11 protein-coding genes are annotated in these 13321 nt (G+C 42.7%); 6 read left to right on the top strand and 5 right to left on the bottom strand.

Going from position 1 to position 13321, the window contains the following annotated elements:
- Positions 1–14: 14 nt before the first annotated feature.
- Positions 15–383, bottom strand: a complete 369-nt coding sequence (locus HMPREF0106_RS11455; RefSeq protein ID WP_009040141.1) for a BlaI/MecI/CopY family transcriptional regulator — start codon at positions 381–383, stop codon at positions 15–17.
- A gap of 139 nt (positions 384–522) precedes the next feature.
- The gene (locus HMPREF0106_RS11460; protein WP_004301693.1) at positions 523–825 is read right to left on the bottom strand and encodes a hypothetical protein; all 303 of its coding nucleotides are present in this window, start codon (positions 823–825) and stop codon (positions 523–525) included.
- Between the two features lie 154 nt (positions 826–979).
- On the opposite strand from HMPREF0106_RS11460, the gene HMPREF0106_RS11465 reads away from it, so the two are divergent.
- From HMPREF0106_RS11465 to HMPREF0106_RS11475, 3 genes are all read left to right on the top strand, one after another.
- Positions 980–3190: a S9 family peptidase gene (locus HMPREF0106_RS11465; RefSeq protein ID WP_009040140.1), complete on the top strand. Its 2211-nt coding sequence runs from the start codon at positions 980–982 to the stop codon at positions 3188–3190.
- Positions 3190–4038 (top strand): lipoyl synthase, encoded by an 849-nt coding sequence (gene lipA, locus HMPREF0106_RS11470; protein ID WP_009040139.1) that lies wholly within the window; start codon positions 3190–3192, stop codon positions 4036–4038. Before HMPREF0106_RS11465 ends, lipA begins: the two co-directional genes overlap by 1 nt.
- 63 nt (positions 4039–4101) lie before the next feature.
- A complete protein-coding gene (locus HMPREF0106_RS11475) occupies positions 4102–5220 on the top strand; it encodes a hypothetical protein (protein ID WP_009040138.1) in 1119 nt (372 codons plus the stop codon).
- Here the strand turns inward: HMPREF0106_RS11475 and HMPREF0106_RS11480 are convergent.
- From HMPREF0106_RS11480 to HMPREF0106_RS11490, 3 genes are all read right to left on the bottom strand, one after another.
- Entirely contained in the window at positions 5186–5890 is a 705-nt protein-coding gene (locus HMPREF0106_RS11480) for an SAM-dependent methyltransferase (protein WP_008645497.1), read from the bottom strand. The genes HMPREF0106_RS11475 and HMPREF0106_RS11480 overlap by 35 nt on opposite strands.
- Positions 5891–5981: 91 nt before the next feature.
- Positions 5982–6989 carry a hypothetical protein gene (locus HMPREF0106_RS11485; protein WP_009040137.1) on the bottom strand — a complete coding sequence of 336 codons (1008 nt, stop codon included), beginning with the start codon at positions 6987–6989 and terminating at the stop codon, positions 5982–5984.
- A 6-nt stretch (positions 6990–6995) separates the two neighbouring features.
- Positions 6996–7853, bottom strand: coding sequence for an enoyl-ACP reductase (locus HMPREF0106_RS11490; protein ID WP_004301687.1), 858 nt, complete (start codon positions 7851–7853; stop codon positions 6996–6998).
- A 351-nt stretch (positions 7854–8204) separates the two neighbouring features.
- Between HMPREF0106_RS11490 and HMPREF0106_RS11495 the strand changes: the two genes are divergently transcribed.
- The 3 genes from HMPREF0106_RS11495 to HMPREF0106_RS11505 all read left to right on the top strand — a co-directional run bounded on the left by HMPREF0106_RS11495 (position 8205) and on the right by HMPREF0106_RS11505 (position 13049).
- Positions 8205–9824 carry a glycoside hydrolase family 28 protein gene (locus tag HMPREF0106_RS11495; RefSeq protein WP_009040136.1) on the top strand — a complete coding sequence of 540 codons (1620 nt, stop codon included), beginning with the start codon at positions 8205–8207 and terminating at the stop codon, positions 9822–9824.
- 152 nt (positions 9825–9976) lie between these two features.
- Positions 9977–11218, top strand: a complete 1242-nt coding sequence (locus HMPREF0106_RS11500) for a DUF4861 domain-containing protein (protein WP_009040135.1) — start codon at positions 9977–9979, stop codon at positions 11216–11218.
- 154 nt (positions 11219–11372) lie between these two features.
- Entirely contained in the window at positions 11373–13049 is a 1677-nt protein-coding gene (locus HMPREF0106_RS11505) for a glycoside hydrolase 43 family protein (protein ID WP_009040134.1), read from the top strand.
- Positions 13050–13321: the final 272 nt, after the last annotated feature.

The following is a 13321-nucleotide window of genomic DNA, read 5'->3' as shown; positions in this document are numbered from 1 at the left end:
TTTCGTTTAATAGATTAGTGTTTTTTGTCAGCCTGTTCCACTTCCTCGATGAGCTGTTTCAATTCATCCAAGGAAATATCTTCCTCTTTAACTAAAGAAGAAACGGCATTCAGGTAAGAATTATTAAAATACTTACTAATCACATTCCGCAGCGTTCCTTTACGAAACTCTTCTTCACTGACTACGGGATAATATTGATAGGTATTTCCGAAAGTATAATGAGCTAGAAAACCTTTTTCTTCCAACCCACGCACAATCGTAGATAATGTATTGAAATGTGGCTTGGGATCTTCATAGAAAGCCAACATTTCCTTCACGAACAAGGGACCCTTTTCCCAGAAAAAGCCCATGATTTCTTCTTCTTTTGCTGTTAATCCTTTCATATCTGCAACTTTGTTTGCTGCAAATAACGAAAAGTTTTAGTTCATAAACTAATTTATCTAGTTAAAGTAAACTAAAGGTTATAGTTAAGACGAAGAATCTACTATTAAACACCTGTGAAACAGTTTTATTACATCTCTTTTAGCTCCACAGTTTATTGACAATAAAGTTGCCGATAAAGAACAAGTCGCCCATAAAAATAATGCTGAATACCAGAAAAGTGAAACAAGTACTCCACCGGGCTCCTCCCTCCTCTTCGCCACGTTTGATACGAAGCAGGGAACTATGTAAACAATCACCTGCTATGAATAGTACAAACAAACTCGGTATCAAGTCACCCCATGACACCAACCACAGATTATCACCCTTCCCCATCAGGAACGTCAATGCCACGGCCAATAAGAAGACAGAAGCATATTGCAAGTCTTTTCTTTTTGAATTCATAGTGGTAATGTTTAAAGTCCTTTTCACAAAGATATTGAATCTCACCCAATAATCCTTATCAAATCTATATAAAAATCGGTCAGGCTTTGTTGAATCTAAGTTTATTGTTACTTTTGCAAGTACGAATTAAAACCAAAACCGATTATAAACGCAGATGAAAAAGATCAGCATCACTTTATTACTCTGCCTTCTCTGTCTGACCGGAATGGCACAAGGACAAAAGGCACTCGATTTAAAAGATATTACTTCCGGACGTTTCCGCCCGGAAAATATTCAGGGAGTAATCCCTATGCCTGATGGCGAACACTACACACAGATGAACGCTGACGGCACGCAAATCATTAAATACTCTTTCAAGACAGGCGAGAAAGTAGAAGTGATTTTCGATGTAAATACCACACGCGAATGTGACTTCAAGAACTTCGACAGTTACCAATTCTCGCCCGACGGTCAGAAATTGCTGATTGCTACTAAAACAACACCTATTTACAGGCATTCATACACAGCTGTACATTACATTTACCCTTTGAAACGAAATGATAAGGGCGTTACGACAAACAACATTATTGAACGGCTGTCTGACGGTGGACCTCAACAGGTCCCCGTCTTTTCTCCGGACGGTACCATGATTGCATTTGTACGCAACAATAACATATTTCTTGTTAAGTTGCTTTACGGCAACAGCGAAAGCCAGGTCACAGAAGATGGCAAACAGAATTCGGTAATCAACGGTATTCCTGACTGGGTGTATGAAGAAGAGTTCAGCTTCGACCGTGCTTTGGAATTCAGCGCCGACAATACGCTGATTGCTTTTATCCGTTTCGACGAGTCGGAAGTTCCCTCCTATTCTTTCCCGGTATTTGCCGGACAAGCACCCCGCATTGATGCTTTAAAAGATTATCCGGGCGAATATACATATAAGTATCCAAAAGCCGGATATCCGAATTCGAAAGTAGAGGTACGTACGTATGACATCAAATCACATGTCACCCGTACAATGAAACTCCCATTGGATGCAGATGGATACATTCCGCGTATCCGTTTCACAAAGGATGCCAATAAATTGGCTATCATGACATTGAACCGCCATCAAGACCGTTTTGATCTTTACTTTGCCGATCCTCGTTCCACACTTTGCAAACTAATGCTTCGCGATGAGTCTCCTTATTATATCAAGGAGAATATTTTCGATAATATCCAGTTCTATCCGGAATACTTCAGCCTGCTTAGCGAACGTGACGGTTACAGTCACCTCTATTGGTATAGCATGGGGGGGAATCTGATTAAAAAGGTTACTAACGGTAAGTTTGAGGTGAAAGATTTTCTGGGATATGATGAAGAAGACGGTTCTTTCTATTATACCAGCAATGAAGAAAGCCCTCTGCGCAAAGCTGTCTATAAAATAGACAAGAAGGGCAAGAAGCTCAAACTATCCCAACAGGTAGGAACCAATACACCGCTCTTCAGCAAATCGATGAAGTATTACATGAACAAGTTCTCCAACTTGAATACTCCGATGCTGGTTACACTGAATGATAATTCGGGCAAAACACTCAAAACGCTTATTACCAATGACGGATTGAAACAAACATTGTCCGGATATGCTGTGCCACAAAAAGAGTTCTTCACTTTCCAAACCACAGATGGCGTGAAGTTGAACGGCTGGATGATGAAACCGGTTAATTTTTCCGCATCTAAAAAATATCCGGTACTGATGTATCAATATAGCGGTCCGGGCTCTCAACAGGTATTAGATACCTGGGGAATCAGTTGGGAGACATACATGGCAAGCCTCGGTTATATCGTGGTATGCGTGGACGGTCGCGGCACAGGAGGTCGTGGAGAAGCTTTCGAGAAATGCACTTATCTGAAAATCGGAGTCAAAGAAGCCAAAGATCAGGTAGAGACTGCTTTGTATCTCGGCAAACAGCCATACGTGGATAAAGATCGCATCGGAATCTGGGGCTGGAGCTACGGCGGATACATGACTCTTATGAGCATGAGCGAAGGAACTCCCGTATTCAAAGCAGGAGTAGCAGTGGCTGCACCCACCGACTGGCGTTTCTATGATACGATTTACACCGAACGCTTCATGCGTACTCCGAAAGAGAACGCGGAAGGATATAAGGAATCATCAGCCTTCACCCGCGCTGACAAACTACATGGAAACTTGTTGTTGGTGCATGGCATGGCAGATGACAATGTGCACTTCCAAAACTGTGCAGAGTATGCCGAACAATTGGTTCAACTTGGAAAACAATTTGATATGCAAGTGTACACGAACCGCAATCACGGAATATACGGTGGCAATACCCGCCAACACCTATACACACGGTTGACCAACTTTTTCTTGAACAACTTATAATGACGGACAGAGTACGTAAGCCCGAATGGCTGAAAATTAATATCGGTGCCAACGAACGATACACCGAAACCAAACGGATTGTCGACTCCCACTGCTTGCATACTATATGCAGCAGTGGGCGTTGCCCTAATATGGGGGAATGCTGGGGAAAAGGAACTGCCACCTTTATGATCGGTGGTGACATCTGTACGCGCAGTTGCAAATTCTGCAACACACAAACCGGCCGCCCGCACCCGCTAGACATAAACGAACCTACCCATGTAGCAGAATCCATCGCACTGATGAAACTGGATCATGCTGTCATCACATCCGTAGACCGGGATGATCTGCCGGATTTGGGAGCAGCACATTGGGCACGTACCATCCGGGAAATCAAAAGACTGAATCCACAAACAACAATCGAAGTGCTCATTCCTGATTTTCAAGGCAGGATGGAGTTGTTAGATTTGGTAATCGAAGCCCGCCCCGACATTATTTCACACAATATGGAAACCGTACGCCGCATTAGTCCGCTAGTGCGCAGTGCGGCAAATTATGATACAAGTCTGCAAGTTATCAGACACATTTCCGGAAAGGGAGTTAAATCTAAAAGCGGCATTATGGTCGGACTGGGTGAGACCCCGGAGGAAGTCGAAACATTGATGGATGATCTGTTAGCAACCGGTTGCCAGATTCTTACCATAGGCCAATACCTTCAACCGACTCACCGGCATTATCCCGTTGCAGCATACATCACTCCGCAGCAATTTGCAGAATATAAAACTGTAGGTTTAGAGAAAGGATTCAACATCGTAGAAAGCGCTCCCCTTGTTCGTTCCTCCTACCATGCAGAGAAACATATTCGTTAGTAAACAAAACACATACCCTATTTGTTTTATAGATAGAACCGACAAATAAACATAAATATAGAGATGGCTCATAAAGGAATACTTTCTTCCGCATTTAACATGTCGCTGGGTTTTATCCCCGTTATTATTTCCATTTTATTGTGTGAACTTATAACGCAAGACACGGCTATTTACATCGGTACAGGCATAGGTATTATAGGTATATACCTTTCTTATCGACGTAAAGGATTGTTAATTCCTAATTTTATCCTCTATATAGCGACCGGAGTGCTAGCACTATTATCCGTAGCAGCGCTCATTCCTGGTGATTATGTTCCCCCCGGTGCGCTTCCACTTACGCTGGAAGTCAGTATTCTCATTCCGATGCTAAGTCTTTATATGCATAAGAAAAGGTTTATCAACCACTTCTTAAAACAGATAGGCTCTTGTAACAAACGTTTATATGCGCAGGGAGCAGAAGCAGCCGTTGTATCTGCCCGCATTGCCTTGATTTTCGGAATACTGCATTTTATTATAATCAGCATCACCGTCATTTTCCAAAACCCACTAAGTAAGACAAGTCTGTTTGTACTCTATAAAGTGTTACCTCCTACTGTCTTTATGATAAGTATCCTGTTCAATCAGATCGCCATCCGTTTCTTCAATCATTTAATGTCACACACGGAATATGTTCCTATTGTGAATACCAAAGGAGACGTGATCGGGAAAACACCTGCAATAGAAGCTGTTAATTACAAAAATGCATACATCAATCCGGTGATAAGAATTGCCATATCCACTCACGGAATGTTATTCCTTTGCGACAGATCATCAACAGCCATTCTGGATAGAGGGAAAGTAGATATTCCCATGGAATGTTATCTTCGCTACGGAGAATCTCTGGAAGCAGGCGCCACTCGTTTAATCAACAATGCTTTTCCTCATGAAAAAGGTATCAAACCTGAATTCAACATCGTTTATCACTTCGAGAATGAAGTGACCAACCGTCTTATCTATCTATTCATTGTCGATATCAAAGACGATTCCATCCTTTGTACTCCCCGCTTTAAAAACAGTAAGCTGTGGAGTTTCAAACAGATAGAGGAGAACTTAGGAAAAGGCTTCTTCAGCAGTTGCTTCGAAGATGAATATGAACACCTGAAAGGCGTTATTTATATAAGAGAAAAATACAGGGAATCTTAGATAAATCGGGCACGTGTCCTTTCCAGTCCTTCACTGTACGCGTCTGTATATACTCTCCTTCACAAGTAATATTGGCAGCGATACAGAGCTTTGTTTGAGGACGGCAATTCAACAAAATATCCTCTACCATCTTATGATTCCGGTAAGGCGTCTCAATGAAAAGTTGCGTCTGATTTTCAGCATACACACGCTGCTCCAGTGCTTTTAGTTTCTTGGCACGTTCTCCCGGTTCAATCGGCAGATAACCGTGAAACGCAAAACTCTGCCCGTTAAAGCCGGAAGCCATCACGGAAAGGATAATGGAAGAAGGTCCGACCAAAGGAACCACTTTCAGCTTTTTACGTTGTGCGATAGCAACCACATCCGCTCCCGGGTCAGCTACTGCCGGACAACCTGCTTCGGAGATAACCCCCATTGAAGCTCCACCCACCAAAGGTTGCAGATAACCGGAAATATCATCAGGAGAAGTATGCTTGTTCAACGGGTAAAATGTCAATGCATCAATATCAATCTCCCGGTCCACCTTTTTCAGGAAACGCCGGGCAGAACGAACATCTTCGACTATAAAATACCGGATACCAGAAATGATCTCCTTATTATAAGAAGGCAATACCTTTTCAATAGACGTATCACCTAACGTCACGGGCAACAAATAGAGGGCAGTTTCCACTTTTTAAATTGAGAATTAAGACTATACTTTAATATTAAAAATCAAATAAGGTTTTGAGCGACGCTAATTAAAAATTGAAAAATGCAACAGTTTAGGAAGCCAGATAGTTGGATTCACTTAACATCACATGATAATCAGTAAACTCCAGGAGATCTTTCAGTTTCATGTCCTTATGCTTTTTCATATAAGAAGCGATGATTCTTGCTCCCATCCATGTTCCGATTAATGCCGGAGCTTGAGCACCCAACATATCGACAGCAGGGGCAGGCTTCATATAATAGCGGATCACCATCGGGTCGCGTGCATGCAGATGATCGTTGGTACAGATATAATTCCATATCTCCTTTTCATTCTCCTTACACCAGTCGTTTTCCTCCTTGGAATATCCCATCGCTTCGCCGATATCACTATATCCTAATAAGTTTTGCACGACGTAGTTGATTTTTCCGGAGTGCATCATCAAGTCAATCAAACAAGTACCCTCATGATAGTTCATTCCGTAACGGCTCAAAAGATAAAAAGCAAAACAATCCGGCACAATCCGTTCCGGACGCATCGAGCGACATTGATAATCGTAATAGAAACGCTTATAAAGAGGATAATCTTCCCCCATATATTTATCAAGACTGATCCCTAATAAAGAATCCACCAAAATAATAGATTCGTTGAAGGCAGACACTTGCGAATAGATAAACGGCACTTTTGTATCAGGCACTTCCTTCTTCAGTTTCCGGAATCCTTTGTTAAGTCCTTTTTCCACCTCATCCAGATTAGGGTACTTTGCTTCTACATCGCTAAGCAAACGGACTAAAGTTGTATCCGAATAGAATTTCTGCAGACGTTGCGAAATGGTATCATCTTTCACCGTACCGATAGACAATACATCCTCAATCAGGATTTTCGTCGGCATACGGTAGTCCATCGTCAACTTCTGCATAGCAGAAAAGCTGTTGGAGCGAACGTATTCGCTCAACAGCTTATCATATCTTAGAACAGAAATCTCCTCTTCCTTCTGCTCCGTACCCTTTCCTGTGCTTATCCCGCAGGAGGTGAAAAGCATACTCATTAATATAATAAGAAGAGAGATCCGTAGTTTCATAATCTTTTATCCGTAAATGATGTTACCATTTTCGTCCATGTACTCATCGAGTCCTTTCTCGTAAGTAGCCATGGCACGAAGACTCATACCTACGCTGGAGAATCCACCGTCATGGAATAAGTTCTGCATAGTCACCTTACGGGTAAGATCGGAGAACATCACGATGCAATAATCGGCACATTCGTCAGCCGTTGCATTTCCGAGCGGAGACATACGGTTGGAGAAGTCGAACAGTTTGTCCATACCCTTCACGCCCGAACCGGCAGTAGTAAATGTAGGCGACTGTGAAATCGTGTTCACCCGTACGCTATGTTCGCGTCCATAAATGTAACCGAAGCTGCGAGCAATAGACTCCAACAAAGCCTTTGCATCTGCCATATCATTATAGCCATAGAAAGTACGCTGTGCGGCTACGTAGCTCAAAGCAACGATAGAACCATAATCAGCAATAGCATTCAGTTTCTTGGCCGACTGAATCATTTTGTGGAATGAAACAGCTGAAATATCCAATGTCTTATCCAACATTCCATAGTCAAGGTCATCGTAAGTACGTTTCTTGCGCACGTTGGGAGACATACCGATAGAGTGGAGTACAAAATCAATTTGTCCACCCAGTATATCCATGGAGGTCTTGAATACATTTTGCAAATCTTCTACGCTGGTGGCATCTGCCGGAATAACCTGGCAATTTAATTTCTGGGCCAAAGCGTCGACTTCTCCCATACGGATAGCCATCGGAGTATTTGATAATGTAATAGTTGCACCTTCTTCTACGGCACGCTCTGCTACTTTCCAGGCAATAGACTGATCGTTCAAAGCACCGAAGATAATACCTCTTTTTCCTTTCAACAAGTTATAACTCATATCTTTTAATAGTTAAATTTTGTGCAAAGATAGGAACTTTCTGCATAAAAACACGAGAAGTGTGCAAATAATAGACAGAAATGACAAAAAATACACGTATTCTATCAATTAGTCCACATCCTCTTGGGGTTTGCCACCTATCTTTGCAATCGATAATTAAGAGGTTTTTTCATAATATTTATTTAAGGTTAGAATTAGGTTAACATGAATTTGTCTTATTCCTCTCCTGCAGGCTGCCTGCGACAGATCGCCTGCGGAAGGACATAAGGATTATGAAATCACCCTCATTAATCATCACCCAACTACCAAGAAAAACAATAGATGTATAACCCTATAGAAATAAGTTACTAAATGAACACATTGACAAAAAGACTCTTCTGGATGGCCCTATGCTGTTTACCGTTTATCTCATCAGGATGTAAACAAAGCGAGACTGCCGTAAAAGAAAGCTCCATCAGTGACGCTCTCTACCAGAATCTACCTTTTGAAATGCCCAAAGTACAGCAACCGGTTTTTCCTGCTTACGAGGTAAACATTGAGAAATTCGGAGCCAAAGGCGATGGTCTGTATCTGAATACCAAAGCAATCAACGATGCTATTAAAGAGGTAAATCAACGCGGAGGGGGTAAAGTGATTATCCCGGAAGGTATCTGGTTGACAGGGCCTATCGAACTGTTGAGCAACGTGAATTTATATACGGAACAGAATGCATTGGTGCTCTTCACCGGTGATTTTGAGGCATATCCTATCATTGCCACTTCTTTTGAAGGATTGGAAACCCGTCGTTGCCAATCGCCTATTTCCGCACGCAATGCAGAGAACATCGCTATCACAGGATACGGCACATTTGACGGAAACGGCGACTGCTGGCGTCCGGTAAAAAAAGGCAAACTGACTGCTTCACAATGGAAAAAACTAGTAAGCTCGGGAGGTGTTCTTGATGAAAAACAAGAGATATGGTACCCCACGGCCGGTTCACTGAAAGGTGCAATGGCTTGTAAAGATTTCAATGTACCCGAAGGTATCAATACAGACGAAGAATGGGCTGAAATCCGTCCGTGGTTGCGCCCGGTGTTGTTAAGCATCGTCAAAAGCAAGAAAGTACTGTTGGAAGGTGTTACTTTCAAAAACTCACCAAGCTGGTGTCTGCACCCCTTGTCCTGCGAAGATTTCACAGTAAATAATATCATGGTCATCAATCCGTGGTATTCCCAGAATGGTGACGCCATCGACCTGGAATCTTGCAAGAACGCGCTCATTATTAATAGTGTATTCGATGCGGGAGATGATGCTATCTGTATCAAATCCGGTAAAGATGAAGACGGCCGCCGTCGCGGTGAACCTTGCCAGAACGTTATCGTTAAAAATAATACGGTACTGCACGGACACGGTGGATTCGTAGTAGGTAGTGAAATGTCGGGTGGCGTGAAGAACATCTATGTAGAAGACTGCACATTTATGGGCACAGACGTAGGTTTGCGCTTCAAGAGCACTCGCGGACGTGGCGGTGTGGTAGAAAACATCTACATTAATAATATCAACATGATTAATATTCCGAACGAACCGTTGTTGTTCGACCTGTTCTACGGTGGAAAAGGTGCCGGCGAAGAATCGGAAGAGGATTTGCTGAACCGCATGAAAACAAGTATTCCTCCGGTAACAGAAGAAACACCCGCTTTCCGCAATATTCATATCTCTAATATTGTTTGTAGAGGTTCGGGACGTGCCATGTTCTTCAATGGTTTGCCGGAAATGCCGATCAGCAATATTACCGTTAAGAATGTCGTGATGACAGAAGCTACGGACGGAGTTGTTATCAGCCAGGTTGACGGAGTTACTTTGGAAAATGTATATGTAGAATCATCCAAAGGTAACAATATATTAAACGTCAAAAATGCTAAGAATCTGACCGTAGACGGAAAGGTTTATGAAGAATTGGGAGCGAAAGAAGAAATTTTAAGCCTCAAATAAAGTTCACTGCAAAAAGAAAACCACAATATCATTATATAGAGTAAAAAGCTCAAATAGCAGACTATAATCTTTTCAAAAGATAGACAGTCTGCTATTTTTTCTGTTACTTTTGCAAGGAGAAATACGACGTATAATTTCAGCCTTAGAAAATCATGAAGAAGAATCTTTTTATTTTTACTTTCCTTTTAGGAGTTTTCAGTCTGTCTGCCCAGGCGCAGAAACAGGAGAAAACCATCACAATTGAAGTACAAAACAACTGGAATCAGGCCAAAGCAGATGCTCCGGTTGTTATCAACCTGCATGAGTTGCACGCCGGCTTCAAAGTTAAATCCGCTGTTGTCATGGAAGGAACAAAGGAAATACCTTCGCAGCTGGACGATTTGAACAGAGACCGCAAGATGGACGAACTGGTCTTTGTGACCGACCTCCCTGCTCACGGTAGAAAAATATTCCAGGTTACACTCTCTTCCGAGAAAAGTGCAAAGACTTATCCGGAACGGGTTTATGCCGATATGTTTATAGTAGACCACCGGAAAGGCAAACATCAACGGGTACAGGCTATCAGCGTTCCCGGCACCAGCAATATATACAGCATGGTACGTCCGCACGGTCCGGTTCTGGAATCGGAGCTGGTGGGCTATCGTCTTTATTTCAATGAGAAACAGACACCGGATATTTACGGCAAGTTCAACAAAGGACTGGAGATCAAAGAATCGCAGTTCTACCCGACGGATGAACAGTTAGCTAAAGGATTCGGAGATGACGTACTTCGTGTGTTCGACAGCTGCGGACCGGGCGCATTGAAAGGTTGGGACGGACAAAAAGCAACGCATATCACTCCAGTGGACACTCGCACAGAACGTATCATCTCTTATGGACCGGTGCGGGTGATTGCAGAAATTGAAGTGACCGGATGGAAATATCAGGATCAGGAACTGGATATGATGACACGCTACACGCTTTATGCCGGACATCGCGATCTTCATATCGAAACATTCTTTGACGAACCACTCAATAAAGAAGTTTTCTGCACAGGTGTGCAAGACATCGTAGGTACTTCCAAGTCTTTCTCCGATCATAAAGGGCTCGTAGGAAGTTGGGGAACAGACTGGCCGGTCAACGACACCGTGAAATATGCCAAAGAAACTGTAGGACTGGGCACTTGTATCCCTCAACGTTATGTGAAATCGGAAGAAAAGGATAAAGCCAATTTCCTTTATACCATTACCGCTCCGGGAAATAAATATTTCCAGTATCACACCACTTTCACTTCGATGAAAGAGACATTCGGATATAAGACACCGGAAGCATGGTTTGCTCATCTCCGCGAATGGAAAGAAGAGCTGGCTCATCCGGTGACAGTGAAAATAAAAGATAACCGCACCAATAAATAGGGTAGAAACAAATACAACTAAACAAAAATTACGAGGTTTCTACCAATTTTTCTATGACTCTGCACAAATATTCCTCCTTGTGCAGAGTCTTTTTATTTACCTTTGCCATCAGATAAAACCAACGAATCATATCTATAAATAATCTATCTATAACATGAAACGATTGACACAGACTTTAGCCTTTTGCTTATTAACGGTTTTCACCGCAGTAGCACAGAAGAACTATGTATCTGAAGTATGGGTTTCCGACCTCGGAAACGGTAAATACAAAAATCCGGTACTTTATGCCGACTACTCCGATCCGGACGCTTGTCGCGTAGGGGATGATTTCTATATGACTTCATCCAGTTTCAACTGCTTGCCGGGATTGCAAATCCTTCATTCCAAAGATTTAGTCAACTGGACAATCATCGGTGCTGCAGTTCCCAATGCCCTCCCTCCTATCGAAACTCCGGAACGGCCGGAACACGGTAATCGTGTCTGGGCTCCGGCTATCCGTCACCACAACGGTGAGTTCTATATCTTTTGGGGAGATCCCGATCAGGGAGCTTTTATGGTGAAAGCCAAAGATCCGAAAGGTCCGTGGAGCGAACCGGTCTTGGTGAAAGCGGGAAAAGGCATCATTGACACTTGTCCGTTTTGGGATGAAGACGGGAAAGTATATATGGTACACGCATACGCAGGAAGCCGTGCCGGACTGAAAAGTGTAATCACTATCTGCGAACTGAATGCGGAAGCAAATACAGCGATCACTCCTTCTCGTATTATCTTCGACGGTCACGAAGCACATCAGACTTGTGAAGGTCCTAAAATGTATAAGAGAAACGACTATTATTATATCTTCCATCCGGCCGGTGGTGTACCGACAGGCTGGCAGGTTGTACTACGTTCTAAAAACATCTACGGTCCTTATGAATGGAAAACAGTACTTGCGCAAAGTAACTCCCCTGTCAATGGCCCTCACCAGGGTGCATGGGTAGATACTCCTACCGGAGAAGACTGGTTCCTCCACTTTCAGGATGTCGGTGCTTACGGACGTATTATGCATCTCCAACCCATGAAATGGGTGAACGACTGGCCTGTTATCGGTATCGATAAAGACGGTGACGGCTGCGGCGAACCTGTTTTGACTTACAAGAAGCCGAATGTAGGTAAGACATATCCTATCTGCACTCCACAAGAAAGTGACGAATTCGACGGATATACACTTTCTCCACAATGGCAATGGCACGCTAACATCAATGAGAAATGGGCCTATTATGCAGGTGACAAGAGTTATGTGAGATTATATTCTTACCCGGTTTTAAAAGAATATAAGAATCTGTGGGATGTAGCCAACCTGCTCTTGCAGAAAACTCCTTCTGATAATTTCACTGCAACAATGAAACTTACGTTCAGCCCTAATCCTAAACTTAAAGGTGAACGCACCGGACTTGTTGTTATGGGCAGGGATTATGCCGGAATCATTCTGGAAAATACTGATAAAGGTCTAGTCTTATCTCAAGTTGAATGTAAAAGAGCGGATAAAGGAAAACCGGAACAGGCAAATGCTTCTGTCGATCTTTCTCAAAATACGGTTTACCTGAAAGTTCGTTTCAGTTGTGATGGCAAGAAAATCAAGGGTAGCGAAGGCGGACATGACCTCATTGTGATGTGCAACTTCAGCTATAGCCTCGACGGAAAGAAGTATCATCCACTAGGCAATCCTTTCCAGACAAGAGAAGGACAATGGATCGGTGCTAAGGTCGGTATGTTCTGCACACGCCCCGCTATCGTTACTAACGACGGAGGATGGGCAGATGTAGACTGGTTCCGTATTACTAAAAAATAAGTAGGGATATTCAGTAAATGTTCCTCTTTCTAAAAAATCAAGAGAAAAGCTTTGCTTTACGTGAGCTTTTCTCTTGATTTTTTCGTTCAACTCTCCCAGTCTTCTATCTTTTTTGTAGAATATTGTTTACATATTCTTATTTTTTCCTTCCCACCCATGCATTATGTACATGTCTTTTTTAGGGGAAGTTAAAACCTCTCCTGTTTTTCCTGTTATTTTAGTTAGATTATGCTGCCTTTCTTTTTTTCTTTCGACCTTTTCTATCATACATA

The sequence above is a fragment of the Bacteroides sp. D22 genome (assembly GCF_000163675.1).
GTDB classification, from domain to species: Bacteria; Bacteroidota; Bacteroidia; order Bacteroidales; family Bacteroidaceae; genus Bacteroides; species Bacteroides xylanisolvens.
The sequence above is the reverse complement of the archived record's forward strand: the minus strand, read 5'-3'. Positions and strand labels throughout refer to the sequence as shown.